Source organism: Nocardioides daphniae (assembly GCF_004777465.1).
Classification (GTDB): domain Bacteria; phylum Actinomycetota; class Actinomycetes; order Propionibacteriales; family Nocardioidaceae; genus Nocardioides; species Nocardioides daphniae.
This window is the reverse complement of the sequence record NZ_CP038462.1, coordinates 3,160,574-3,185,110: the sequence shown is the minus strand read 5'-3', so window position 1 is coordinate 3,185,110 and position 24,537 is coordinate 3,160,574. Positions and strand designations below refer to the sequence as shown.

General features: G+C 70.8%; 22 protein-coding genes and 4 pseudogenes. 21 read left to right on the top strand and 5 right to left on the bottom strand.

The window, feature by feature from the left end; translation table 11 throughout:
- Nucleotides 1-179: 179 nt before the first annotated feature.
- Nucleotides 180-1,550, top strand: coding sequence for an HNH endonuclease (locus tag E2C04_RS15685; protein WP_135833306.1), 1,371 nt, complete (start codon nt 180-182; stop codon nt 1,548-1,550).
- Between the two features lie 867 nt (nt 1,551-2,417).
- Here E2C04_RS15685 and E2C04_RS15680 read toward each other — a convergent pair.
- The 3 genes from E2C04_RS15680 to E2C04_RS15670 all read right to left on the bottom strand — a co-directional run bounded on the left by E2C04_RS15680 (nt 2,418) and on the right by E2C04_RS15670 (nt 4,326).
- On the bottom strand, nt 2,418-2,657 hold the full coding sequence (locus E2C04_RS15680; protein WP_135833305.1) for a hypothetical protein: 240 nt from the start codon (nt 2,655-2,657) through the stop codon (nt 2,418-2,420).
- 291 nt (nt 2,658-2,948) lie between these two features.
- Entirely contained in the window at nt 2,949-3,563 is a 615-nt protein-coding gene (locus E2C04_RS15675; protein ID WP_135833304.1) for a hypothetical protein, read from the bottom strand.
- A gap of 340 nt (nt 3,564-3,903) precedes the next feature.
- Complete coding sequence (locus tag E2C04_RS15670) at nt 3,904-4,326, bottom strand: hypothetical protein (RefSeq protein WP_135833303.1); 423 nt, start codon at nt 4,324-4,326, stop codon at nt 3,904-3,906.
- A gap of 177 nt (nt 4,327-4,503) precedes the next feature.
- Between E2C04_RS15670 and proC the strand changes: the two genes are divergently transcribed.
- From proC to E2C04_RS20335, 6 genes and pseudogenes are all read left to right on the top strand, one after another.
- Nucleotides 4,504-5,304, top strand: a complete 801-nt coding sequence (gene proC, locus E2C04_RS15665; protein ID WP_135833302.1) for a pyrroline-5-carboxylate reductase — start codon at nt 4,504-4,506, stop codon at nt 5,302-5,304.
- 385 nt (nt 5,305-5,689) lie between these two features.
- Nucleotides 5,690-6,576 (top strand): annotated as a pseudogene (locus E2C04_RS22185) (acetoin utilization protein AcuC).
- 214 nt (nt 6,577-6,790) lie between these two features.
- Nucleotides 6,791-6,991, top strand: coding sequence for a helix-turn-helix domain-containing protein (locus tag E2C04_RS15655; protein ID WP_135833301.1), 201 nt, complete (start codon nt 6,791-6,793; stop codon nt 6,989-6,991).
- 134 nt (nt 6,992-7,125) lie between these two features.
- Nucleotides 7,126-7,227 (top strand): 30S ribosomal protein bS22, encoded by a 102-nt coding sequence (locus E2C04_RS15650; RefSeq protein ID WP_110241215.1) that lies wholly within the window; start codon nt 7,126-7,128, stop codon nt 7,225-7,227.
- Nucleotides 7,228-7,239: 12 nt separating this feature from the next.
- Complete coding sequence (locus tag E2C04_RS15645) at nt 7,240-8,226, top strand: NAD-dependent epimerase/dehydratase family protein (protein ID WP_135833300.1); 987 nt, start codon at nt 7,240-7,242, stop codon at nt 8,224-8,226.
- A gap of 506 nt (nt 8,227-8,732) precedes the next feature.
- Nucleotides 8,733-9,443: a lysophospholipid acyltransferase family protein gene (locus E2C04_RS20335; protein ID WP_238694339.1), complete on the top strand. Its 711-nt coding sequence runs from the start codon at nt 8,733-8,735 to the stop codon at nt 9,441-9,443.
- Nucleotides 9,444-9,458: 15 nt separating this feature from the next.
- Here the strand turns inward: E2C04_RS20335 and E2C04_RS15635 are convergent, their stop codons facing one another.
- Nucleotides 9,459-10,352 (bottom strand): HAD family hydrolase, encoded by an 894-nt coding sequence (locus E2C04_RS15635; protein WP_135833299.1) that lies wholly within the window; start codon nt 10,350-10,352, stop codon nt 9,459-9,461.
- Between the two features lie 50 nt (nt 10,353-10,402).
- Between E2C04_RS15635 and E2C04_RS15630 the strand changes: the two genes are divergently transcribed.
- From E2C04_RS15630 to ccsB, 14 genes and pseudogenes are all read left to right on the top strand, one after another.
- Nucleotides 10,403-12,019 (top strand): class I adenylate-forming enzyme family protein, encoded by a 1,617-nt coding sequence (locus tag E2C04_RS15630; protein ID WP_135833298.1) that lies wholly within the window; start codon nt 10,403-10,405, stop codon nt 12,017-12,019.
- A 37-nt stretch (nt 12,020-12,056) separates the two neighbouring features.
- Nucleotides 12,057-12,308, top strand: coding sequence for a glutaredoxin family protein (locus E2C04_RS15625; protein WP_135833297.1), 252 nt, complete (start codon nt 12,057-12,059; stop codon nt 12,306-12,308).
- A gap of 194 nt (nt 12,309-12,502) precedes the next feature.
- Nucleotides 12,503-13,228, top strand: coding sequence for a redox-sensing transcriptional repressor Rex (locus E2C04_RS15620; RefSeq protein WP_188421631.1), 726 nt, complete (start codon nt 12,503-12,505; stop codon nt 13,226-13,228).
- The gene (gene hemA, locus E2C04_RS15615) at nt 13,225-14,337 is read left to right on the top strand and encodes a glutamyl-tRNA reductase (RefSeq protein ID WP_338088786.1); all 1,113 of its coding nucleotides are present in this window, start codon (nt 13,225-13,227) and stop codon (nt 14,335-14,337) included. Before E2C04_RS15620 ends, hemA begins: the two co-directional genes overlap by 4 nt.
- A complete protein-coding gene (locus E2C04_RS21675) occupies nt 14,280-14,531 on the top strand; it encodes a hypothetical protein (protein WP_338088785.1) in 252 nt (83 codons plus the stop codon). Before hemA ends, E2C04_RS21675 begins: the two co-directional genes overlap by 58 nt.
- The gene (gene hemC, locus E2C04_RS15610) at nt 14,528-15,451 is read left to right on the top strand and encodes a hydroxymethylbilane synthase (RefSeq protein WP_135833295.1); all 924 of its coding nucleotides are present in this window, start codon (nt 14,528-14,530) and stop codon (nt 15,449-15,451) included. Before E2C04_RS21675 ends, hemC begins: the two co-directional genes overlap by 4 nt.
- A 29-nt stretch (nt 15,452-15,480) precedes the next feature.
- Nucleotides 15,481-17,141: pseudogene (locus E2C04_RS22180) on the top strand (bifunctional uroporphyrinogen-III C-methyltransferase/uroporphyrinogen-III synthase).
- A 125-nt stretch (nt 17,142-17,266) separates the two neighbouring features.
- Nucleotides 17,267-18,262: a porphobilinogen synthase gene (gene hemB / locus E2C04_RS15600; RefSeq protein WP_135833294.1), complete on the top strand. Its 996-nt coding sequence runs from the start codon at nt 17,267-17,269 to the stop codon at nt 18,260-18,262.
- Between the two features lie 90 nt (nt 18,263-18,352).
- Nucleotides 18,353-19,669 (top strand): annotated as a pseudogene (hemL, locus tag E2C04_RS15595) (glutamate-1-semialdehyde 2,1-aminomutase).
- Nucleotides 19,666-20,340: a histidine phosphatase family protein gene (locus E2C04_RS15590; RefSeq protein ID WP_135833293.1), complete on the top strand. Its 675-nt coding sequence runs from the start codon at nt 19,666-19,668 to the stop codon at nt 20,338-20,340. Before hemL ends, E2C04_RS15590 begins: the two are co-directional and overlap by 4 nt.
- Nucleotides 20,341-20,342: 2 nt before the next feature.
- Nucleotides 20,343-20,963: a TlpA family protein disulfide reductase gene (locus E2C04_RS15585; protein WP_135833292.1), complete on the top strand. Its 621-nt coding sequence runs from the start codon at nt 20,343-20,345 to the stop codon at nt 20,961-20,963.
- On the top strand, nt 20,956-21,717 hold the full coding sequence (locus tag E2C04_RS15580; protein ID WP_135833291.1) for a cytochrome c biogenesis CcdA family protein: 762 nt from the start codon (nt 20,956-20,958) through the stop codon (nt 21,715-21,717). Before E2C04_RS15585 ends, E2C04_RS15580 begins: the two co-directional genes overlap by 8 nt.
- A 53-nt stretch (nt 21,718-21,770) precedes the next feature.
- Nucleotides 21,771-23,257, top strand: a pseudogene (gene resB, locus E2C04_RS15575) (cytochrome c biogenesis protein ResB).
- On the top strand, nt 23,254-24,222 hold the full coding sequence (gene ccsB, locus E2C04_RS15570) for a c-type cytochrome biogenesis protein CcsB (RefSeq protein WP_135833290.1): 969 nt from the start codon (nt 23,254-23,256) through the stop codon (nt 24,220-24,222). The pseudogene resB and the gene ccsB overlap by 4 nt, the downstream one beginning before the upstream one ends.
- On the opposite strand, the gene E2C04_RS15565 is transcribed toward ccsB, so the two are convergent.
- Nucleotides 24,180-24,422, bottom strand: a complete 243-nt coding sequence (locus E2C04_RS15565) for a hypothetical protein (RefSeq protein WP_135833289.1) — start codon at nt 24,420-24,422, stop codon at nt 24,180-24,182. The genes ccsB and E2C04_RS15565 overlap by 43 nt on opposite strands.
- Nucleotides 24,423-24,537 lie beyond the last annotated feature (115 nt).

The following is a 24,537-nucleotide window of genomic DNA, read 5'->3' as shown; positions in this document are numbered from 1 at the left end:
GCAGAACCTCAGGCGGTCCATGCCCGGGCCGGACGCGCCTGCGGAGGGAGCGGTCACGCCGATGGTGTCGCCGGGCTCGAGGGGTGCGGGGAAGCGGAGCATGCGCCCATCGTGCCGTCTTGTCGCCAGCCTGAAAACCGCCTTTCGAAACTGTCGGCGCCCCCTGGTTGGGTTGATCCATGGAAGCCACCACCGCAGACGACCTCGACGAGCGCTCGATGCTCGCGGCCGTCGCCGAGCACCGCGACCTGGTCGCGCTGGTCGAGGTGCAGCAGCTGGAGTGGGTGCTGCGGTGGGCCTACGCCCACCCTGCGGTGGGTGAGGGCGGGGTGCTCTCGGCTGACGAGTTCCCCGGCGGCGACGGTACGCCAGGGGTCGCGGCCTTCACGGCCGAGCCGCTGGCGGGTGCATTGCGGGTCTCGCCGGCGTCGGCGCAGACGATGCTCGCTGACGTGCTGGACCTGGCGCACCGGTTGCCGCGGTTGTGGGACCAGGTGCGGGCCCTCGACGTCGCGGTGTGGAAGGCGCGGCGGATCGCCACCGCGACGCGGTCGTTGTCGCCGGAATCGGCGCGATGGGTCGACCGGCAGCTGATCGGCGCTGCTGGCTCGATCGGGGCGGCGGCGTTGGACCGGCTGATCGCGCTCGCGGTGGCGCGGGTGGATCCGGCGGGCCAGAAGGAGAAAGAAGCCGCTGAGCGTGCGCGGTGGGACGTGCAGCTGACCCATCCACGGGGCTGGGCGGGGACCTCCGAACTGCGGGCGGTCGGTGACACCGTCGCTCTGGGTGAGGTGATGGACCGGATCAACACCGACGCCGACGCCCTGGCCGCGGCGGGCGACGACGACGCGGTCGGGGCGCGGCGGGTGAAGGCATTGGTGTCGCTGGCCCGCGAAGGTGCTGACCAGCTCGCGTTCGGGTTCGCGGCGGAGGGCGCTGCCGCGTCCAAGACCGGCGGCGGACCGAGGCAGGCACTCAAGCTGTACGTCCACGCCTCGCTGGCGGACCTGGCGACGCTGGCCGCGGGTGGCGGGTCGGACGACGCGGCGATCGCTGAGGTCGAGCGGTTCGGCCCGGTCACGACTGAAATGTTGAAGGCATGGCTGGGCGTCACGCGGGTGACGGTGACTCCGGTGGTCGACCTCGCCGATGCGTCGTGGAGTCCGCGGCACGATCCGCCGCCACGGATGCGTCGGCAGGTGGTGCTGCGGCACCGCGGTTGCGTCTTCCCGTTCTGCGGTCGTGATGCGCGGTCCGGCGACCTCGACCACGTCGTGCCCTGGGATCCCGACGATCCGTCAGGTCCGGGCACCACGCCCGACAACCTCGCGCCGTTGTGCCGACGACACCACCGGGCCAAGACCGACGGCCGTTGGCGGTACGACGTCGTGCCCGACCCGGCGGCCGGACCGGGGGTCAGGCCCAGCCATTCGCCCGACCACCTGTGGACCGGACCCCACGGCCAGCTCTTCCTGGTCAGCGGTGGCAGGACCGTCGAGGTCGGCGCGCTCCCGTACGGCTCACCCCCCGCGCCTGACCCCTGCGCCTGACCCCTGCCTGCCTCCCTGCCCGCATCAGCGCACGAGGGTGGGGCGTGCTTCGAGGACGCGGAGGTTCTGGGGGTCGCCGTTGACGGTGTGGGTCTCGGGGATGTCTTCCCAGGGGTTGTTGACGCGGAACTGTCCGGTGTAGGTGACGTCGAGTCGTGGTCTGACGGTGGCGTCGGCGCGGGTGTAGGCGTGGGACGGTGGCGTTGGGGTGGGGTGAGCCGGGGTCGGCGGTGGTGAAGGGTTGTCGGTCGTCGGGGGTGCCGTCGTCGCCGGGGGTGGCCCAGTGCCAGGTCCATTCGGCGGGGGTGGCTTCGATCTCGACGGTCTGGCCGAGCAGGGTGACGGTCTGGGTCTGTGTGCTGGTGTCGTTGGTGAAGAAGATGGTGGGCAGGTTGACCAGGGTTTCGCCGTCGGGTGGCTGGATGGTCATGCGGGCGGCGGGCCAGGTGAGGCGTTTGAACTCGCGGGCTACGTCGGCGGCGGAGATGGTTTGCAGCTCGTCGGCGGATTCGAGGCAGACGAACGCGATGCGCGTCCAGACCCTCGGGTCAGCGTTGATGGGGGATTCCTCCAAGGAGTGCCGAAACCCAGGCTCGGCACCCGTGCAAGGAATGAACGAGCAACTGCCGTCCTCGCGGATCGTTGTCGGGTTGCACTGAGGCACGGCTCTGTACACGTGGGTCGCGGCAGGACCACTTCCCTTCTGGCTAATGCGTGCCCGTGCCTCGGCTTTAGAGATGGGGGTCTCGCAATCGGCGCCAACCTCGCCCAGGTCTCCGGCAACAGGGCATGGGTTGTCTGCCCGAGCGGTGCCAGGGATGGCAACGAAAGCGAATAGCAGCATGAGACCCGCACCGATCAGGCGCGTCATGATGCGATCTTGACGTAGTCAGTTAGGACATATCCGGACTCTCGTTCCTTCAACGTGACCAAGTACTCGCTCGTTCCTCCTGCCATGGACTGTTCCGGGCCACCGGTGGTTTCCACATAGGTCGTGGGTTTGATGGTCACGATGACGTGGTGCTCATTCGCGCCGCTCGGCTGGGTCGAGACCACCGTGCGGCCTCCCGCCTTGATGTAGCCGCCCGCTCCATAGATCGCATCCACGCGATCGGCCAACGTGACGCACGCCTTGCAACCCGGCGTGGGATCGCCCGGTACTCCTCGGTCTCCCGGTGTTCTGCATCTCCTTCTCGAGAAGCGCCCACCGCTTGAATGAACTCCTCCCGTCTCCTCGACCGGACTAGGCGTCGGGGAGGCTGCAGGCTCCTCGAACTTCGGCTTCGGCTCGTCCTCGGCGCACCCCGTCAACAGCAGGGTGAGCGAGAGGAGCCCGGCACAGAGCAGGGGACGGAGCGTGGCGTTTCGTCGACGCATGAAAGGCCTTTCGAGATGTCTTCATGGCGAGCTGGTTGGGGTGTCACGAACGAGGGTGGGCGTGCTTCGAGGACGCGGAGGTTCTGGGGGTCGCCGTTGACGGTGTGGGTCTCGGGATGTCTTCCCAGGGGCCGTTGTTGACGCGGAACTGTCCGGTGTAGGTGACGTCGAGTCGTGTCTGACGGTGGCGTCGGCGCGGGTGTAGGCGTGGGTGACGGTGGCGTTGGGGTGGGGTGAGCCGGGGTCGGCGGTGGTGAAGGGTTGTCGGTCGTCGGGGGTGCCGTCGTCGCCGGGGGTGGCCCAGTGCCAGGTCCATTCGGCGGGGGTGGCTTCGATCTCGACGGTCTGGCCGAGCAGGGTGACGGTCTGGGTCTGTGTGCTGGTGTCGTTGGTGAAGAAGATGGTGGGCAGGTTGACCAGGGTTTCGCCGTCGGGTGGCTGGATGGTCATGCGGGCGGCGGGCCAGGTGAGTCGTTTGAACTCGCGGGCGACGTCGGCGGCGGAGATGGTCTGGAGCTCGTCGGCGGATTCGAGGCAGACGAACGCGATGTGCGTCCAGATCCGTGGGTCGGCCTGGATGGGGGACTCTTCAAGCGAGTAGAGCGAGCCGGGCTCGCCGTTGGGGCACTGCAGCACTGTGCAACCACCCCCGCTGTCGGAACTGGTGGGTGTGCATTGGGCGACGGTCCTGTAGACGTGAGTGGCCTGGGGGCCGCTCCCGTGTTCTTCGATGTACTGACGCGCTTCTTCTGGCGTCACCGGCTTCTCGCAGGACATTTCTGCCTCATCGAGGCCTGTGTCGTCCGCGCACGGGGGAGGGGCGGCAGCTGACGCTGGGCCAGCAACGCTGAGGACCCCGAGAAGCAGCACGCAGATGACGAAAGCCCAGCGGTTCATCCTTGTTCCTTGATGTCGGTGAGGACGAAGCCCTGCCGCCGCTTCTCGAGCGTCACGACGTACCGGCTCTCCCCTCCCTTCATGGACCTGGTTGGGGATCCGGAGCTTTCTCGGTACTGGGTGGTCCGATCCGAGCTGAAACGAGTACTTGGCTTGTGCCGAGAGCGCTCGATCCTTGGATCGTCTTGCCCTCAGCAACGATTTCGCCGCCCGCTGCGTAGATCTTGTCGACGCGATCGGCATAAGCGATGCATGCCTTGCAGCCCGGCGTGATCGCCCGGTACTCCTCCGTCTCCCCGGTGTTCTGCATCTCCCTGTCGAGGCGTGCCCAGCGCTCGAGAAACTCCTCAGCCGTCTCCTCGACCGGAGTCGGCGTCGGCGAGGCCGCAGGCTCCTCGAACTTCGGCTTCGGCTCGTCCTTGGCACACCCCGTCAACAGGAGGGCGAGCGAGAGGAGCCCGGCGGACAGGAGGGGGCGGAGGGTGGACGTACGTCGACGCATGGAGGGCCTTTCCCGAGGTGACTGTTCGGGAGCGTAGGGAAATCAGCACCGGGATGGGCCCGCGTCCACGGCTGGTTGTGGAGAACCACGCCTGAGCAGGCGTGGGCGCGCGGAGAGTTCCCCAGTTCGGGTGACGTCCGCCCACGGCTGTCGGCGGGTACGGGCAGAATGGCCCGCATGACGAAGACCGCGATCCTGGGTGCCGGCGCCATGGGCGAGAGCGTGCTCGCCGGACTGATCCGTGCCGGCCGCCCGCTCGACTCCCTCCTGGTGGGGGAGAAGCGCGAGGCGCGCGCCCGCGAGCTCACCGAGAAGCACGGCATCGCAGTCGTCGACAACGTCACCGCCGCGCAGCAGGCCGACACCCTCGTCGTCGCGGTCAAGCCCCAGGTCGTCGCCGCCGTCCTCACCGAGGTCGCCGACTCGCTGCGCCCCGGCCAGATCGTCATCTCGCTCGCCGCCGGCGTCACCATCGCCACCCTCGAGGGCCTCGTCCCCGCCGGCGTCGTGGTCATCCGCGTCATGCCCAACACCCCCGCCCTGGTCGGTGCGGGCATGTCGGTCATGTCGCCCGGCTCCGCCGCCACCGACGACGCGCTCGCCGAGGCCGAGTCGCTGCTCAGCGCCTGCGGCCGCGTCCTCACCCTGCCCGAGAAGCAGATCGACGCGGTCACCGCGATCTCCGGCTCCGGCCCCGCCTACGTCTTCCTCGTCGCCGAGGCGCTCATCGAGTCCGGCGTCCACCTCGGGCTGCCGCGCGACGTCGCCACCGAGCTGGCCGTGCAGACCCTCCTCGGCTCCGCCACCATGCTGAGCGAGACCGGCACCCACCCGACGCTCCTGCGCGAGCAGGTCACCTCGCCCGGCGGCACCACCGCCGCCGCGCTCGGCCAGCTCGAGCAGCACGGCCTCCGCGCCGCCTTCGTCGCAGCTACCGCCGCGGCGCGCGACCGCTCGGTGGAGCTCGCCGGCTCCTGACCGCTCGCCGCACCGTGCCCACCGCCCAGTGACCGAATCGGAGGACGGTGAGATGGAGAGCACATCCAGCGAGTACCGTCCCACCCATGGTGGAGTGTCACGGCCCGGCGACTGTCGTCTACGACACGTCGCTGACGGAGTACAACTTCGGTCCTGAGCACCCGATGGCGCCCATCCGGGTCGACCTCACCATGCGACTGGCCGAGGAGTTCGGCCTGGTCGACGGCGGCCTCCAGCTGGTGCCCGCCCCGATGGCCGACCTCGAGCTGATCGCGAAGGTCCACTCCGAGTCGCTCATCGAGGCGGTCCAGCGCGTCGGCACCGGCCACGGCCTGACCGACCCCGCCACGGCCTCGGCACCGACGACAACCCGGTCTTCCTCGACATGCACCACGCCTCCGCCCACGTGGTCGGCGCGAGCGTCGAGGCCTTCCGCCAGGTGCACAGCGGCGAGTCGTTGCACAGCGCCAACATCGCCGGCGGCCTCCACCACGCCATGCCCGACCGCGCCAGCGGCTTCTGCATCTACAACGACGTCGCCGTCGGCATCACCTGGCTGCTGGAGCAGGGCGTCGAGCGCATCGCCTACGTCGACGTCGACGCCCACCACGGCGACGGGGTCGAGAAGGTCTTCTGGGACGACCCGCGCGTCCTCACCATCTCCCTGCACGAGACCGGGCAGATGCTCTTCCCCGGCACCGGCTTCCCCTCCGACACCGGCGGTCCGGGCGCCGAGGGCAGCGCGGTCAACGTCGCCCTCCCGCCGGGCACCGCCGACGCGGCTGGCTCCGGGCCTTCCACGCCGTCGTACCGCCGTTGCTGCGCGAGTTCCAGCCGCAGGTCCTGGTCACCCAGCACGGCTGCGACTCGCACATGGAGGACCCGCTCACCCACCTCATGCTCAGCGTCGACGGCCAACGAGCGGCGTACGAGGCGTTGCACGACCTCGCCCACGAGCTCACCGAGGGCAAGTGGGTGGCGACTGGTGGCGGCGGCTACTCCATCTCGTCGGTCGTCCCCCGCGCCTGGACCCACCTGCTGGCGATCCTGTCCGGCCAACCCATCGACCCGCACGCCGCCACCCCCGCGACCTGGCGCGACTACGTCGCCTCGAAGCTCGGCGAGAGCGTGCCCTTCCGGATGACCGACGGCCGGGTGCCGGCCTACCGCGACTGGCGTGACGGCTACGACCCGGAGACCTGGCTCGACCGCGCGATCCACGCCACGCGGATGGAGGTCTTCCCCCTGCACGGCATGGACCCGCTGCCCTGAGGCTGCGCCAAGCAACCCAGAACCACACGGCTGCAACTCGACCCGAGTGCCCCAATTTGGGTTAAATCAACGCGACACGCCGGGTTCGCGTGATTTTGCTGAGGATTCTTCTTCCTCACCAGTCACATAAGTTCTATTCTCACCTCACGCGCCACACGTTCTGTGACACCGGTGGGGAAGCCGGTGCCGTGCGGCCAAGAAGGATCGGTGTGCCATGGTGAATCCGTCGGACATGTCGGACATCAAGTTCCTGACGATCGCCGAGGTCGCCGCAGTGATGCGTGTCTCCAAGATGACCGTCTACCGCCTCGTCCACTCGGGCGAGCTCCCGGCGGTGCGCGTGGGTCGTTCGTTCCGGGTCACCGAGGACGACGTCAACGACTACCTGCGCAAGAGCTTCTTCAACGCGGGCTGACCCTGGAGGAGCGGCGGCCCGGCCTCCCCACCTGTCGAACCAGTTTCGGCTCGGGGCGGCCGGGCCGTTACCCTTGTCAGGCTCGACGGGTCGACCGGCTCGCTCGGCCCGTTGTACGTGTGAAAGGTGGTCCCATGGGATCTGTCATCAAGAAGCGCCGCAAGCGTATGTCGAAGAAGAAGCACCGCAAGCTGCTGAAGAAGACGCGCGTGCAGCGTCGCAAGCTCGGCAAGTAAGACTTCGCGGCCATGGGGAGGGTCGTGCTGGTCACCGGGATATCCCGGGACATCGGGCGCCGTTTTGCGCGCCACGCAGCAGCCGACCCCTCCATCGACCGTGTCATCGGGGTGGACGTCGTCCCGCCCCGCGGGGACATCGGCGACGTCTCGTTCGTCCGTGCGGACATCCGCAACCCCGTCATCGCTAAGGTCATCGCGCGTGAGCAGGTCGACACCGTCGTCCACATGAGCGTCATCGCGACCCCCGGCAGGTCCGGCGGTCGCAACGCCATGAAGGAGCTCAACGTCATCGGCACGATGCAGCTCCTCGCTGCCTGCCAGAAGGTCGAGACGGTCAAGCACCTGGTCGTGAAGTCGACGACCACGGTCTACGGCGCCAGCAGCCGCGACCCCGCGATGTTCACCGAGGACATGGGGCCCAAGTCGGTCCCGCGTTCCGGCTACGCCCAGGACGTCTACGAGATCGAGGGCTACGTCCGCGGCTTCGCCCGCCGCCGCCCCGACGTCCGCGTCACCACGCTGCGCTGCGCCAACGTCATCGGCCCGCACGTCGTCAGCCCGCTGACCAACTACCTGCGCATGCCGTTCGTGCCGACCGTCCTCGGCTACGACCCGCGCGTGCAGTTCCTGCACGAGACCGACCTCTTCGCGGTCCTGCGCCATGCCGCCACCACCGACGTGGGCGGCACCTTCAACATCGCCGGTGACGGGATGCTGCTGCTCTCGCAGGTCATCCGCCACCTCGGCAAGGCCAACGTCCCGATGCCTGCCTTCGCGATCGGACGCACCGCCAGCGCTCTGCGCTCCGCCCGCCTGACGGACTTCTCCCGCGAGCAGCTGGCCTTCCTGACCTACGGTCGTGGTGTGGACACCACCTGCATGCGCACCGTCCTGGGCTTCAGCCCGCAGTGGACGACCAGGGACGCCCTTGCGGACTTCGCCGAGAGTCTGGAGGCTGAGTCCACCCCGGCAACGGCAGGAGCGCGGCGTGCCTGAGGCAGAGATCATCCCGATCGGCACCAACGGCCCTCCCGGTCGTGGCAGTGGGCGTACGAAGCCCTCCGCCGCCGCCCGCGGTCTCGCCGGCGGGTCCGGGGCCGCAGGGGAACGGCGTACGCCGCGTCCCCCCGCCGCCTCGCGCGGCGCCAAGGCCGCTGCCGAGGCAGCGAAGCAGGCGGAGGCCCAGCAGGCGGCAGAGCACGCCGCAGAGCAGGTCGCGCCCGCACCCGCCGCCGAGCAGGAGCCCGCACCGACGCCGAAGAAGGCCGGCGAGCAGACCGCGACCTCCTCCTCCACCACCACCCACGACCGTGGCGCGATCCCCGGCATCCCGCTCGCCGACTGGAAGCACGCCATCGAGTCCGGCGCCCGCGAGGTCCTCGGCGGCCAGTGGGAGCGACGCCTGGCGGAGCTGATGTCGTTCACCCCGCCGCCTCGAGGGCAACTACGAGATCGACGACTTCGGCTTCGACGCCGAGCTCACCGAGCGGCTGCTGCTGGCCATGCTGCGCCCGCTGGCGGAGAAGTGGTTCCGCATCGAGGTGCGCGGCATCGACAACATCCCCGACGAGGGCGGTGCCCTGGTCGTCTCCAACCACTCCGGCACGGTCCCGATCGACGCGCTGATGACCATGGTCACGGTGCACGACCAGACCGACCGCTTTCTGCGCCCGCTCGGCGCCGACCTGGTCTTCCGCCTCCCCGTCGTGGCTGGCATGGCCCGTCGCCTCGGCGCGACGCTCGCCTGCCAGGCCGACGCGGAGCGGATGCTGACCAGCGGCGAGCTGGTCGGTGTCTGGCCCGAGGGGTTCAAGGGGATCGGCAAGCCCTTCACCGAGCGCTACAAGCTGCAGCGCTTCGGCCGCGGCGGCTTCGTGTCGGCAGCGCTGCGTACGGGCGTCCCGATCGTGCCTCTCTCGGTCGTCGCGCCGAGGAGATCTACCCGATCGTCGGCAACCTGCCCACGCTCGCGCGGATGCTCAACCTGCCGTACGTCCCGATCACGCCGTTCTTCCCGCTGCTCGGTCCGCTCGGCCTGGTGCCGCTGCCGTCGAAGTGGCTGCTGGAGTTCGGGGAGCCGATCCGCACCGACGCCTACGGAGGCCGAGGCCGAGGACCCGATGCTGGTCTTCAACCTCACCGACCAGGTGCGCGAGACGATCCAGCAGACCCTCTTCTCGCTGCTGCTCGAGCGCGACTCCGTCTTCGGCTGAGTCTTCGGCTGACGCTCAGCGGTGGCGGCCGCGGGCCGCGAGCCCGGCGGCGACGCCACCCGCGACGACGCCACCGACGGCACCGGCCAGCAGGCCGAGCCGGGCCGCCTTGCGTCCCGTGCGGTAGTCGCGGATCTCCCAGCCGTGGGCCCGGGCGTGCGCGCGCAGCTCGGAGTCGGGGTTGATGGCGACCGGGTGGCCGACCAGCTCGAGCATCGGCAGGTCGTTGGAGGAGTCGGAGTAGGCCGAGCAACGGGCCAGGTCGAGCCCCTCCCGCTCGGCGAGAGCCAGGATCGCCTCGCGCTTGGCCGGGCCGTGGAGCAGGTCGCCGACCAGACGGCCGGTGTAGACGCCGTCCTCGCGCTCGGCCACGGTGCCCATGGCCCCCGTCAGGCCGAGGCGGCGCGCGATGGTCGAGGCGATCTCGATCGGGGCCGCCGTCACCAGCCAGACCCGCTGACCCTGGTCGAGGTGCATCTGGGCCAGCGCCCGGGTGCCGGGCCAGATCCGGTGCGCCATCGCCTCGTCGAAGATGTCCTCGCCCAGCTCCTCGAGCTCGGCGACGGTGTGGCCCTTGATGAAGCCGAGGGCCGACTCGCGGGTCTCCGCGATGTGGCTGGGGTCCTCGACCCCGACGAAGCGGAAGTAGGCCTGCTTGTAGACGGCGCCGACGATGTCCTTGGTGGAGAAGAAGTGGCGCTTGTAGAGGCCCTTGGCCAGGTGGTAGATGCTCGCGCCCTGCATCACGGTGTTGTCCACGTCGAAGAAGGCCGCGGCGCGGTCGTCCTGGGGCAGGGAGAGGGCGTTCTCCACCTCGGCGGTGGCCGCGGCGGCCTCCCCGGCCAGCGTCGAGCGGCGGCGCAGGTCCTGTGGCCGAGCGGGCGGCCGGTGCTTCTCCGACTGGGTCACGTGTCCAGACTAGGCGAGAGGGGGTGGTCGGATGTGCCAGTATCACCAGCATGCCGAGTCCCACTGACGTCTCCGACCTCGTGGCCTCCGCTGCTGCGGAGAGCCCGGACCGCCTCGCCCTGGTGGAGGTGGGAGGCCGCAGCCTGACGTGGGAGCGCCTCGAGGACGAGGTCGCCCGGGTGGCCCACGGCCTCAACCGGCTGCACGTCGTCGGCGGCCACCGGGTGATGCTGGTGCTGGGCAACCGCCTCGAGTTCGTCACCACCTACCTGGGCACGTTGCGCGCCCACGCCGTCTCCGTGCCGGTCAACCCGCGTACCGAGCCCTACGACCTGGCCCGGATGATCGCCGACTCCGGCTCGCGCCTCATCGTCGCCGACGCCACCACCGTCGCCAGCGCCCGTGAGGCGGTCGCGATGGTGCAGGCCGCCCTGGCCGGCAGCCCGGTCCCAGGCGCACGCGAGCTCGAGCCCGAGCTCCTCGCCCGGGCCAAGGACCCGCACGTCGTGGTGGTCGGCGAGGGCGCCGACGGCGAGACGACGTACGCCGACCTGGTCTCCGGGCCGCCCCAGGCCTTCGCGCCGATCGCGGACCCCGAGCGCCTCGCGGTGCTGCTCTACACCGCCGGCACCAGCGGCCGCCCGCGCGCCGCGATGCTCACCCACCGCGCGCTCCTGGCCAACATCGAGCAGGTCGCCGACACCGACCCGCCGATGATGCACGGCGACGACGTGGTCCTCGGCGTGCTGCCGCTCTTCCACGTCTACGGCCTCAACGCCGTGCTGGGCAGCGTGCTGCGCCACCGCGCCAAGCTGGTCCTGGTCGACCACTTCGACCCCGAGGGCACCCTCGACCTGATCGACGACGAGGCGATCTCGGTGGTGCCGGTCGCGCCCGCGGTCTTCGGCCACTGGGTCGGCCGCGACCAGCTCAAGGAGCGCCTCGGCCCGGTGCGCCTGGTGCTCTCGGGCTCCGCGGTGCTGGCTGGTGAGGTGATGGAGCGGTTCACCGCCGAGACCGGCCTCGAGGTGCACCAGGGCTACGGCCTCACCGAGGCGGCCCCCGTGGTCACCACCACGATGCGGGGCGCCCCGTCGGTGCCGGGCTCGGTCGGGCGCCCCCTGACGGGCGTCGAGGTCCGGCTGGTCGACGAGCACACCGGCCACCTCGAGGGCGACGACCCCGGCGAGATCCAGGTGCGCGGCGCCAACCTCTTCAGCGGCTACTGGCCCGACGGCGCCGACGCCCCCGGCGAGGACGGCTGGTGGTCCACCGGTGACGTCGGCTACCACGACGCCAGCGGTGACCTCTTCCTCGTCGACCGGGTGCGCGACATGCTCGTGGTCTCCGGCTTCAACGTCTACCCCTCCGAGGTGGAGGACGTGATCGCCGAGGTCGAGGGCGTCAGCAGCGCCGCCGTGATCGGCGTCGAGGACTCGACCACCGGGCAGGCCGTGGTGGCGTACGTCGTCCCCGACGGCACCGACCGGGACGCCGACGAGGTCGCCGCCGCCGTGCGTACGCACGTGGAGACGCGCCTGGCCCGCTTCAAGCGTCCGTCGCGCATCGAGGTCGTCGACGCCCTGCCGACCACGGTCACCGGCCGCGTGGAGAAGGGGCGGCTGCGCGGCATCGAGCGCCGCCGCGCGCTGGGCCTGCTGGAGTAGTCGCGACGACTCTGGACCTGGCTGGGAGAATGGGTGCATGCCCGACCCAGCCGTGCCCCGCATCACCCTCTACGGGCGCCCCGGTTGCCACCTGTGCGACGACGCGCGCGCCGTCGTCGAGCGCGTCTGCGCCGACCTGGGGGAGTCGTTCGTGGAGGTCGACATCGACTCCGACGAGGACCTCCTGGACCGCTTCGGCGAGGAGATCCCGGTGACCTTCGTCGACGGCCGCCAGCACGACTTCTGGCGTGTCGACGAGTCCCGGCTGCGCGCCGCGCTGGCCCGCTGACCTGCGCGCACGGAGCCCGCGCTCCCGGGGCCTCGGAAAACCGCCGCCCCGCCTGCTGTGGCGCATCTCACCTGTGCTAGCCGCAGGGCGGGATGATTTTGTTCCCGCGTTCACAAACTCATAAAGTGGACGGGCCGAACGATTCCCGCCCCCGGAGCCCCCGGTGGATCGCCCGGCTGGAAAGAGAAGTCCCAGTGAGTTCACGGTCCTCTGCAGAGAGTGCGCGCGAGATCCCTGAAGCGACCATCGCCCGACTTCCCGTCTACCTCCGGGCCCTCACCGGCCTCACCGAGAGCGGCATCGCGACCTGCTCCAGCGAGGAGCTCGCGACCGCGGCGGGCGTCAACAGCGCCAAGCTGCGCAAGGACCTCTCCTACCTCGGCTCCTACGGGACCCGCGGCGTCGGCTACGACGTCGAGTACCTGACCTACCAGATCGCCCGCGAGATCGGCGTCACCCAGGACTGGCCGGTCGTCATCGTCGGCATCGGAAACCTGGGCCACGCGCTCGCCAACTACTCCGGCTTCCGCAGCCGCGGCTTCCGGGTCGTCGCCCTCCTCGACGCCGACCTCGAGCGCGCCGGGCAGGAGGTCGCCGGGATCGCGGTGCGCCCCTTCGACGAGCTCGAGCAGATCGTCGCCGACAACGCCGTCGCGATCGGCGTCATCGCCACCCCGGCCGCCGCGGCCCAGTCGGTGGCCGACCGGATGGTCGCCTCCGGCATCACCAGCATCCTCAACTTCGCGCCCAGCGTGCTGACCGTCCCGGCCGGCGTCGACGTGCGCAAGGTCGACCTGTCGATCGAGCTCCAGATCCTCGCCTACCACGAGCAGCGCAAGGCGGCCGTCGACCCGGGCTCCGTCCCCCAGGGCGCCGTCGGCTCGAGCGCTGCCGCCCTGTCCCCGGAGGGTGTCTCATGAGCGTCCTGGTCGTGGGGATCTCCCACAAGTCGGCCCCCGTCTCGGTCCTGGAGAGCCTCGCGCTCGACGCCGACGGCGCCCGCAAGCTGGTGCTCGACGCGGTCGAGGCCGACCACGTCGGCGAGGTGGCGGTCATCTCCACCTGCAACCGCCTCGAGATTTACGCCGACGTCGAGCGGTTCCACGGCTCGGTCGAGGACCTCTCCCGCCTCCTGGTCGCCCGCTCCGGCGCCGCGCCCGAGACGATGGTCCCGCACCTCTACGTGCACTACGAGGACGGTGCCGTCTCGCACCTCTTCCACGTGGCCGCCGGCATGGACTCGATGGTGCTCGGCGAGGGCCAGATCCTCGGCCAGGCCCGTGAGGCCCTGCGGGTCGGGCAGGAGCTCGGCACCGTCGGCCCCGCCCTCAACTCGCTCTTCCAGCAGGCGCTGCGCGTCGGCAAGCGCACCCACGCCGAGACCGACGTCGACAGCGCCGCCCCCTCGATGGTCTCCGCCGCGCTGGGCGAGGCGCTGGGCGACGACGGCGTACGCGGTGTCTCCGCCCTCGTGCTCGGCGCCGGCTCGATGGCCTCGCTCGCCGTCGCCACGCTGACCCGCCAGGGCGCCCGCCAGGTCGTGGTGGCCAACCGCTCGCTCGCCAACGCCGAGCGCCTGGCCGCCGAGTACGGCGTGCGGGCCGTGCCGATGGACGAGCTCTCCGACGAGCTCGGCACCGCCGACGTGCTGATCACCTGCACCGGCGCCTCCGGCGTCGTGCTCACCGCGGCCGAGGTCGCCGAGGCGCGCGACGGGCGTACGCAGCCCCTCACCGTGCTCGACCTCGCGCTGCCCCACGACGTCGACCCCGCGGCCGCCGAGCTGCCCGGCGTCGAGGTGCTCGGCCTGGCCGACCTGGCCGACCGCCTGGGCCGCGACCACGAGGCCGTCCGCAGCGTCGACGGCGTACGCGAGATCGTCGCCGAGGAGGTCCAGGCCTTCCTCTCGCCCGTCGCCAGGCGTCGGTCACCCCGACCGTGGTGGCGCTGCGCACGATGGCCACCGGCGTCGTGGAGTCGGAGCTGGAGCGCCTCGAGGCGCGCCTGGGTGACGCCGATCCCGAGGTGATCGCGGAGGTCCGCCGCACGGTCCACCGGGTCGCCGAGAAGCTGCTCCACCAGCCCACCGTCCGGGTGCGCGAACTCGCCGACGAGGACGGCGCGGTCTCCTACGCGACCGCCCTGGCCGAGCTCTTCGCGCTCGACCCCGACGCCGTGCAGGCGGTCACCCGCAGCGACATCGTCGAGGGAGGCAACGCATGAGCCGCGTCCTGCGCCTGGGCACCCGCGCCTCCGCCCTGGCCACCACCCAGTCCGGCATGGTCGCCGAGATGGTGCGCGCGCTGGGCCACGAGGTCGAGCTGGTGCACGTGAGCACCGAGGGCGACGTCAACCGCGGACCGCTGGCCCAGATGGGCGGCACCGGGGTCTTCGTCTCCGCGCTGCGTGACGCGCTGCTCGAGGGTCGTGTCGACTTCGCCGTGCACTCGCTCAAGGACCTGCCGACCACGCCCGCCGACGGCATCGCCCTGCCGGCGATCCCGAGACGCGAGGACTCGCGCGACGTCCTGGTGGCCCGCGACGGCCTGACGCTGGGCGAGCTGCCGGTCGGCAGCCGCGTCGGCACCGGCTCGCCGCGTCGCGCCGCCCAGCTCCACGCGCTCGGCCTCGGCCTGGACGTCGTGGCGATCCGCGGCAACGTCGGCACCCGGATCGGCAAGGTCACCTCCGGTGAGCTCGACGCCGTGGTGCTCGCCGGGGCCGGCCTCAACCGTCTCGACCGGGCCGACGAGGCCACCGAGTCGCTCGACCCGCTGCAGATGCTCCCGGCCCCCGGCCAGGGCGCGCTGGCGATCGAGTGCCGCACTGACGACACCGAGCTCGTCGAGCTGCTCTCCGCACTCGACGACGCCGCCACGCGGGCCGCTGTGGTCTGCGAGCGGCAGGTGCTGGCCACCTTGGAGGCTGGATGCAGCGCCCCGCTGGGCGCGCTGGCCGAGGTGGTCGAAGGAGACGAAGGGGAGGAACTCTGGATCAGGGCCGTGGCCCTGTCCGGGGACGGTAGTCGCACGGTGCGCATGAGCGCCTCCGGCCTGCCCGGTGATGCCGTTGGCATCGGCACCCGACTGGGGAGCGAGATGCTCGCGGCGGGCGCAGCCGAACTGATGGAGGAACCAGCCTGATGGAAACACCAGTGAGGAAGCAGCAGTCCATGACTTCTGGCAAGACCCCTGACAAGCCGTCGCCCACCGGGTGGGTGTCGTTCGTGGGCGGTGGTCCCGGCGACCCCGGCCTGCTGACCGTGCGTGCCGTCGAGTTGTTGCGTTCCGCCGAGGTGGTGGTGACCGAGGCGCCCGAGCACGAGGCGATGGTGCGTGCCGTCCTCGGCCTGCCCGCCCCCGTGGAGCCCGCCGAGGGCGCCGAGCCGGAGGCCCCGGTCGGCCCGCTCTTCGTCGACGGTGGCTTCGGTGACGACGGTCAGCCGCTGACCAACGCCGCGCGTGGCCGCCTGGTGGTGAAGCACGGCAAGAAGTCGCGGGTGGTCCGCCTGATGACCGGTGACCCGTTCATGTACGCCTCGGGTCCCGAGGAGGCGCAGGCCTGCGTCAAGGCGGGCATCGGCTTCGAGATCGTCCCGGGCGTCTCCGCGGTCGCCGCGGTGCCTGCGTACGCCGGCATCCCGCTCACCGACAAGAACCACCGCGAGGTCGCCGTCGTGACCTGCGGCGGCACCATCGACTGGCGGCAGTACGCCGACAACCGCACCCTGGTGCTGCTGTCCGGCGTCGGCGCCATCGGCGAGGCCGCCCGGTCGCTGATGGAGGCCGGCCGCTCGCCGCAGACCCCCGTCGCCGTGACCCGGGTGGGCACCACCACCGAGCAGTCGACGCTGACCTCGACGCTGGCCGACGTGGCCGCCGACGTGCGCGCCGCCCGGGTGGCCCCGCGGCGATCATCGTGATCGGCGACGTGGTCAACCTGCGCGAGACGCTGTCGTGGTTCGAGACCAAGCCGCTCTTCGGCTGGCGCGTCCTCGTGCCGCGTACGAAGGAGCAGGCCGGCTCGCTCTCCTCCCGCCTGCGCGACTTCGGGGGCGTGCCGGAGGAGGTCCCGACCATCTCGGTCGAGCCGCCCCGCAACCCGCTGCAGATGGACAAGGCCGTGCGCGGCCTGGTCGAGGGCCGCTACGAGTGGATCGCCTTCACCTCGGTCAACGCGGTCAAGGCGGTGCGCGAGAAGTTCGAGGAGTACGGCCTCGACGCCCGCTCCTTCTCGGGCCTGAAGATCGCCGCGGTCGGCGACAAGACCGCCGAGGCGATCGCCGCCTGGGGCCTGCGTGCCGACCTGGTGCCGACCGGTGAGCAGTCCGCCCGCGGGCTGGTCGAGGAGTGGCCGCCCTACGACGACGTGCTCGACCCGATCAACCGCGTCTTCCTGCCGCGTGCCGACATCGCCACGGAGGTCCTCGTGACCGGCCTGGGCGAGCTCGGCTGGGAGTGCGACGACGTGACGGCCTACCGCACCGTGCGTGCGGCCCCGCCGCCGGCGCCGACCCGCGACGCGATCAAGACGGGCAAGTTCGACGCGGTGGTCTTCACCTCGTCGTCCACCGTGCGCAACCTCGTCGGCATCGCCGGCAAGCCGCACCCCTCGACGATCATCGCGGTCATCGGTCCGGCCACGGCCAAGACGGCCGAGGAGCACGGCCTGCGCGTCGACGTGATGGCTCCCAAGCCCGACGTCGACCTGCTGGTCGACGCGCTCGCCGACTTCGGCGCCGCGCGTCGTGCCGCGCTGGTCGAGGCCGGCCAGCCGGTCACGAAGCCGTCGGACCGCAAGGCCTCGGGCCGCCGCAAGGCCGCCGCGAAGTAGTCGTACGCCCGCTGGGTGGCCACGAGCCACCTGAGCCGCAACTGTGGAGTTGATGCGCGACACCCCGGTGTCGACGTCATCAACTCCACAGTCTGCGTTGGAACCTCAGTGAGAGGATCGACCCCATGGCTTCCTTCGACGACCTGACCGGCCCGGCGATCCGCCCCCGACGCCTGCGCGCCACCCCGGCGCTGCGACGCATGGTGGCCGAGACGACGGTTGAGCCGCGCCAGTTGGTCCTGCCGGTCTTCGTGCGGGAGGGCATCGACGCCCCGGTCGACATCTCCTCGATGCCCGGCGTCGTGCAGCACACCCGCGACAGCCTCAAGGCCGCGGTCGCCGAGGCGGCCGAGCTGGGGCTGGGCGGCGTGATGCTCTTCGGCATCCCCGAGACCAAGGACGCGGTCGGCTCGGGCGCGCTGGAGGCCGACGGCATCCTCAACGTCGCGATCGCCGACGTCGTCGCCGAGGTCGGCGACGCGCTCACCGTGATGAGCGACCTCTGCCTGGACGAGTTCACCGACCACGGCCACTGCGGCGTGCTGAGCGGCGACGGACGGGTCGACAACGACGCGACCCTGCGGATCTACGCCGAGATGGCCCAGGCCCAGGCCGCGGCCGGGGTCCACATGGTCGGCCCCAGCGGGATGATGGACGGCCAGGTCGCCGTCATCCGTGACGCGCTCGACGCCGAGGGCCACACCGACGTCTCGATCCTGGCCTACTCGGCGAAGTACGCCTCCGCCTTCTACGGCCCCTTCCGCGAGGCCGTCGACTCGTCGCTGTCGGGCGACCGCCGGACCTACCAGCAGGACCCCGCCAACGCGCTCGAGGGCGTACGCGAGGCGCTGCTCGACGTCGAGGAGGGCGCCGACATCGTCATGGTGAAGCCGGCGCTGGCCTACCTCGACGTGCTGCGGCAGGTGCGCGATGCGGTCGACGTGCCGGTGGCTGCGTACAACATCTCGGGGGAGTACTCGATGGTCGAGGATGCGGCCGCCCACGGCTGGATCGACCGCGAGGCCGCGATCCTGGAGACGCTGACCTCGATCCGGCGGGCCGGCGCCGACGTGGTCCTGACCTACTGGGCGAGCGAGGCCGCGCGGCTGCTGCGGGCCTGACCACGCTCGACCACGCTCGATCGCGGAGCGTAGGCAACCTCACCCCTCCGCGATGGTGACCCCATTTGCCCACTGGGCCACAATGGTCAGGTGACTCCACGCCCCCACGCCGGCAGCGGCGCGCTGTTCGAGCGCGCCCGAGCCGTGACCCCCGGGGGAGTGAACTCCCCCGTCCGTGCCTTCAACGCCGTCGGCGGGACGCCACGCTTCATCCGCTCCGCGCAGGGCGCCTGGCTGACCGACGTCGACGGCAACGACTACGTCGACCTGATCTGCTCGTGGGGCCCGATGCTCCTGGGCCACGCGCACCCCGAGGTGATGGCCGAGGTCAACGCCGCGGTCGCGCGCGGCACGTCGTACGGCACCCCCACCGAGCCCGAGGTCGAGCTCGCGGAGGAGATCGTCGTCCGTACACCCGTGGAGCGGGTCCGCTTCGTTTCCTCGGGCACCGAGGCGACCATGTCGGCGATCCGGCTGGCGCGCGGCTTCACCGGTCGCGACGTGATCGTGAAGTTCGCCGGCAACTACCACGGCCACGTCGACGCGCTGCTGGCCCAGGCCGGCTCCGGGCTGGCCACCTTCGCCGTGCCCGGCACCCCGGGCGTGCCGACCTCGGCCACCGACCTGACCCTGGTGCTGCCCTACAACGACCGCGCCGCCGTCACCGCCGCCTTCGCGGAGCACGGTGACCGGATCGCCGCGCTGATCGTCGAGGCCACCCCCGGCAACATGGGCATCGTCCCGCCGGAGCCCGGCTTCAACGCCTTCCTCGCCGAGACCTGCCGCAGCACGGGCGCCCTCTTCATCTCCGACGAGGTGATGACCGGCTTCCGCGCCAGCAAGCTCGGCGGCTGGGGCCTCGACGGCGTCCACGAGGGTTGGACCCCTGACCTGATGACCTTCGGCAAGGTGATGGGCGGTGGCTTCCCGGCCGCGGCCTTCGGCGGTCGCGCCGACGTGATGGGTCACCTCTCGCCCGAGGGCAACGTCTACCAGGCCGGCACCCTCTCCGGGAACCGATCGCGACCACCGCCGGACTCGCGACGCTGCGCCGTGCGACCGACGAGGTGTACGCCCACCTCACCGCCGCCGGCGACGCCATCAAGGTCGGCATCACCGAGGCGTTCACCGCCGCCGGGCTGCCGCACCGCATCCAGTCGGCCGGCACGATGTTCTCGGTCTTCCTCCGCGAGGGCGAGGTGCGCAACTTCGCCGACGCCAGCGCGCAGGACGAGAAGGCGTACGCCGCGCTCTTCCACGCCATGCTCGACGCCGGGGTCTACCTGCCCCCGAGCGTACGAGTGCTGGTTCGTGTCCGCCGCCCACGACGACCGCGCGGTCCAGGCCGTGCTCGACGCCCTGCCCGGGGCAGCCCGGGCCGCCGCAGCCGCAGGAGAGAACGCATGACCACCACGCTCGTCCACGTCCTGCGCCACGGTGAGGTGCACAACCCGCAGGGGATCCTCTACGGCCGCCGCCCTGGCTTCCACCTCTCCGAGCGCGGCGTGAAGATGGCCGAGCGGATCGCGGAGTCGATCGGCGACCGCGACATCGTGCACATGCGTACGTCCCCGCTCGAGCGCGCGCAGGAGACCGCCGCGCCGTTGGCCGAGCGACTCGGCCTCACGCCCGAGATCGACCCGCGCGTCATCGAGTCGACCAACAAGTTCGAGGGCATCAACTTCGGCGAGGGCCCGATGACCCTGGTGAAGCGCCCGCACCTGTGGCGCCACCTCTACAACCCGTTCAAGCCGTCGTGGGGCGAGCCCTACGAGGAAATGGCGGCCCGGATGCTGGCCGCCGTGCACGACGCCCGCGACGCGGCGCGGGGCCACGAGGCCGTGGTGGTCTCCCACCAGCTGCCGATCTGGACGCTGCGCCTGTTCGCCGAGGGCAAGTCGTTCCTGCACGACCCGCGCAAGCGCGAGTGCACGCTCTGCTCGCTGACCACCCTGCACTTCGAGGACGACCGCCTCACGCAGGTGCTCTACTCCGAGCCGGCCGGTGACCTCATCCCGGCCAAGGACAAGAACGCGCCCTTCTCCGCGGGCGGCGCGCCGGAAGAGAAGCGTCCCTGACCATGCTCCTCTCCATCTCGCCGAGCAGCCGCTTGGCCGCAGCGCTCGCTGCCGCAGTCCTGACGCTGACGGGTTGCTCCTCCATTGAGGGCACCGGAAGCAAGGGGTACGTGACGGCCGACGGAGCCGTGCAGATGGTCCCGGCGGACGAGCGCGAGAAGGCTGTCGAGCTGACCGGCACCGACCTCGACGGTGACCCGATCGACCTCGCAGATTTTCGCGGTGACGTCACCGTCGTCAACGTCTGGGGCGCGTGGTGCGCGCAGTGTCGCGTGGAGATGCCGGACCTGCTCGAGGCCGCCGAGGAGACCGAGGGGATCGCCCGCTTCGTCGGCATCAACATCCGTGACGGCTCCACCGGTCAGGCCAAGAGCTTCGTCCGAAGGTTCGGGGTCAAGTACCCCTCGTTCTACTCGCCCGACGGGAAGGCCCTGCTGGCCTTCCACGACACGATCCCGCCGCGAGCCATCCCTTCGACGGTCGTGCTGGACGCGGAGGGGCGGGTAGCCGCAGCCATCATCGGGATCCTGCCTTCAGCGGCCACCCTGGTCGGCGTTGTCGAGGACGTCGCCGGCACGAAGGTCCCGACGGAACAACCTGACGACGAGCCCGTCGATGGGTGACGCGTTCAGGGAGATCGCCGCATCGGGCTCACTGCTCGTGGCGATCCCGGTGGCGATGCTGGCCGGGCTGGTCTCCTTCTTCTCGCCGTGCGTGATCCCGCTGCTGCCCGGCTACCTCTCCTACGCGACCGGTCTCTCCGGGGCCGACCTCGCCGCCGGTGAGGCCGAGCGCCGCCGCGGCCGGATGCTGCTCGGCTCGGTGCTCTTCGTGCTGGGCTTCGCCGCCGTCTTCGTCGCGCTCGGCTCCCTCTCGGGCGCACTGGGGGAGTGGCTGCAGACCTGGACCCGCGAGATCACCGTCGTGCTCGGCGTCGTGACCATCGTGCTGGGCCTCGCCTTCGCGGGCTGGCTGCCGCTCTTCCAACGTGACCTGCGCATCCACAAGGTGCCGGCCGTCGGTCTGGGCGCCGCCCCGCTGCTCGGCGTGCTCTTCGGCCTCGGCTGGACGCCCTGCCTGGGCCCCACGCTCGGGATGATCTTCACCCTCGCCTACACCGAGGGCACCGCAGGCCGCGGCGCCCTGCTCGCCGGCGTGTACGCCCTGGGCCTGGGCATCCCGTTCATCGTGGCGGGGCTGGCCTACCGCAAGGCGCTCGGCGCCTTCTCCTTCTTCAAGCGCCACCAGGTGGCCGTCATGCGGGTCGGTGGCCTGATGCTGGTCGCCGTCGGTCTGCTCATGGTGACCGGCTGGTGGCTCGAGATGGTGACCTGGATCCAGGTCCACCTGGTCTCCGACTTCGAGGTGAGTGTGTGAACGACCTCAGCCTGGTCGAGCTGCTGCGCTGGACGTGGCGTCAGCTGACCTCCATGCGCACCGCGCTGGTGCTGCTGCTCCTTCTGGCCCTGGCGGCCGTGCCCGGGTCGTTGATCCCGCAGGCCGACGTCGACGCGTTGAAGGCGTCGCAGTGGCAGGACAACCACCGAAGCTGACCCCGATCTACGAAAAGCTCGGCCTCTTCGACGTCTACGCCTCGCCGTGGTTCGCCGCGATCTACCTGCTGCTCACCGTCTCGCTGGTGGGCTGCATCATCCCGCGCACCAAGGTCTACTTCCGCGCCATGCGGGCGCGTCCCCCGAGGGCGCCCCGCCACCTGACCCGGTTGGGCGAGAGCGCGTCGTACGAGACCGAGGAGTCGGTCGACGAGGTGCTCGCCCGGGCCGAGAAGGTGCTCGGCAAGCGCCGCTTCCGCCGCGACCGCCACGACGAGGGAACCGACGGCGGCTTCGTCGCCGCCGAGCGCGGCTACCTGCGCGAGGCCGGCAACCTGGTCTTCCACCTCTCGATCCTGGTGGTGATGGCGGGGGTGGCGGCAGGCAGCCTCTTCGGCTACCAGGGCGGGGCGATCATCCTCGTCGGGGGCGGCTTCTCCAACAACCTCACCCAGTACGACGACTTCGTGCCGGGCGGGCTCTACCAGCAGGAGTGGATGGAGCCCTTCGCCTTCGACATCGCCGACTTCGAGCTCGACTGGCTGACCTCCGGGGCCGGCATGGGCCAAGCCCGCAACTTCGTCTCCAAGCTGCGCTACACCGAGGAGCCGGGTGCGGAGGAGAAGACCTACGACCTGCGGGTCAACCACCCCCTCACCATCGGGAGCACCGACATCTTCCTCATCGGCCACGGCTACGCCCCCGTGATCACGGTGCGGGACGCCGACGGGGAGATCGCAATCTCAGGAGCGACGCCCTTCCTCCCGACCGACCAGAACTTCCGCTCCTTCGGCGTCGTGAAGGCGACCGACGCGAAGACGCCGCTGGCGCTGGAGGGGGAGTTCTACCCGACGTACGTCTTCGACAACGGTCCGCAGTCGACCTTCGGCGACCTGCTCAACCCGCTCGTCTCGATGGAGGTGTGGACCGGTGACCTCGGCCTCGACGACGGCCGCTCGCAGTCGGTCTACGTGCTCGACAAGGCGAAGATGACCAAGGTGACCGACGACGGCGAGATGTTCCGCCTCGACATGCGCCCCGGCGACACCGTCGAGCTGCCCGGCGACCTGGGCAGCGTCACCTTCGAGCGCGTCGAGCGCTGGAACAAGATCCAGATCAGCCAGACCCCCGGCAAGTTCGTCGCCCTGGCCGGTGTCGTCCTCGCCCTGCTCGGCCTGGTCGGCTCCCTGTACGTCCGTCCCCGCCGCGTCTGGGTGCGTGCCCGTCGCGTCGGCGGCACCACCCTCGTGGAGATCGGTGGCCTCGACCGCTCCAGCGGCGGCGACATCGCCGAGGAGATCGAGAGCATCACCGCAGAACTCGCGCCGGCCCCCGCCGGAGCAGCACCGAAGGAGCAGTCGTGACCGACACCCAGTGGGAAGTCCTCAGCAACCAGGCGATCACCGTCGCCGGCGTGGTCTACTTCCTCGCCCTGCTGAGCCACCTCGTCGAGTGGGCGGGCCTGCGCCAGGTGCCGCACACCGAGGAGGTCACCACCGGCCGCACCGCGCTCTTCGGGCGCCTCGGCCTGCTGCTGACCGGCCTCGGCGGCCTGGTGCACTTCGTGGCCCTCCTGGGCCGCGGCATGGCCGCCGACCCCAACCGGGTGCCGTGGGGCAACATGTACGAGTTCTCGATCTCCGGCGCCTGGTTCGTCGTGGTGATCTACCTGGCCACCTACAAGAAGTTCAAGCTCTCCTGGCTGGCGCCGCTGGTCGTGGCGACCGTGCTGACGGTGCTGATGTTCGCCGTGATCTGGCTGCACAAGCCGGTCGCGCCGCTCACCGAGGCGCTCGACTCGCCGTGGCTGGTGATCCACGTGGTCTCGGCCGTGATCGCCACCGCCGCCTTCACCCTCGGCGGCCTGCTGGTCATCCTCTTCCTCGTCCAGGAGCGGATCGAGAAGAAGGACGCCGAGCGCGGCGTCGAGCGTACGACCGGCTACTTCTCGCGCGTGCCGAGCACCAAGGTCCTCGACCGCCTGGCCTACCGGATGCACGCCTTCGGCTTCCCGGTGTGGACCTTCGCGGTGCTGATCACCGGCCCGATCTGGGCGCACGAGGCCTGGAGCCGCTACTGGAACTGGGACCCCAAAGGAGGTCTGGCCTTCATCACCTGGGTCGTCTACGCGGCCTACCTGCACGCCCGCACGACCGCCGGCCTGCGCGGCAAGGTGGCCTCGGTGCTCGCGCTGATCGGCCTGGCGACCCTGTGGTGGAGCTTCATCGGCGTCAACTTCTTCTCGACGACGTCCCAGCACTCGTACGCCGAGGGCGCGAGCCAGGTTCAGCTGGTGCCGGTCGACTCCTCGCCGGTCCCCTCGCCCTGAGCGGTGCCGTCCTGATCCGTGCCGTCCTGGCTGGTCTCGGGGGTGCCGTCCCGGCCGGGCGGCGCCTGACCGTGCTCCTTGGCCTCACGCCGGCGCTTGCGCTCGAGGTCCCACAGGAAGTCGGGGTCGTCGTCCGGGGCGACCTGGCGCGGCGGCTGCACGGCCCCGCCGCGCGGCCCGCGACGCGGCTGGCGTGACACCGCCGCGCCGTTCGATCGCGCGGGTGACGAGGTAGATGGCCACTGCGACCAGCAGCACGACGATCAGGAACTTGAGCACGCCACCAGCCTAGGCAAGGTGCACAACGCGCCTACG

Excerpts from the sequence above, each read along its gene's own strand:
- E2C04_RS15585 (WP_135833292.1), top strand. The coding sequence starts at position 20,343 with ATGCTCCTCTCCATCTCGCCGAGCAGCCGCTTGGCCGCAGCGCTCGCT.
- hemA (WP_338088786.1), top strand. The coding sequence starts at position 13,225 with ATGAGCGTCCTGGTCGTGGGGATCTCCCACAAGTCGGCCCCCGTCTCG.
- E2C04_RS15655 (WP_135833301.1), top strand. The coding sequence starts at position 6,791 with ATGGTGAATCCGTCGGACATGTCGGACATCAAGTTCCTGACGATCGCC.
- hemB (WP_135833294.1), top strand. The coding sequence starts at position 17,267 with ATGGCTTCCTTCGACGACCTGACCGGCCCGGCGATCCGCCCCCGACGC.
- E2C04_RS15650 (WP_110241215.1), top strand. The coding sequence starts at position 7,126 with ATGGGATCTGTCATCAAGAAGCGCCGCAAGCGTATGTCGAAGAAGAAG.
- E2C04_RS15590 (WP_135833293.1), top strand. The coding sequence starts at position 19,666 with ATGACCACCACGCTCGTCCACGTCCTGCGCCACGGTGAGGTGCACAAC.
- E2C04_RS15630 (WP_135833298.1), top strand. The coding sequence starts at position 10,403 with ATGCCGAGTCCCACTGACGTCTCCGACCTCGTGGCCTCCGCTGCTGCG.
- E2C04_RS15685 (WP_135833306.1), top strand. The coding sequence starts at position 180 with ATGGAAGCCACCACCGCAGACGACCTCGACGAGCGCTCGATGCTCGCG.
- E2C04_RS15670 (WP_135833303.1), bottom strand. The coding sequence starts at position 4,326 with ATGCGTCGACGTACGTCCACCCTCCGCCCCCTCCTGTCCGCCGGGCTC.
- proC (WP_135833302.1), top strand. The coding sequence starts at position 4,504 with ATGACGAAGACCGCGATCCTGGGTGCCGGCGCCATGGGCGAGAGCGTG.
- E2C04_RS15625 (WP_135833297.1), top strand. The coding sequence starts at position 12,057 with ATGCCCGACCCAGCCGTGCCCCGCATCACCCTCTACGGGCGCCCCGGT.
- E2C04_RS15645 (WP_135833300.1), top strand. The coding sequence starts at position 7,240 with ATGGGGAGGGTCGTGCTGGTCACCGGGATATCCCGGGACATCGGGCGC.
- E2C04_RS20335 (WP_238694339.1), top strand. The coding sequence starts at position 8,733 with ATGCTGCGCCCGCTGGCGGAGAAGTGGTTCCGCATCGAGGTGCGCGGC.
- E2C04_RS15580 (WP_135833291.1), top strand. The coding sequence starts at position 20,956 with ATGGGTGACGCGTTCAGGGAGATCGCCGCATCGGGCTCACTGCTCGTG.
- hemC (WP_135833295.1), top strand. The coding sequence starts at position 14,528 with ATGAGCCGCGTCCTGCGCCTGGGCACCCGCGCCTCCGCCCTGGCCACC.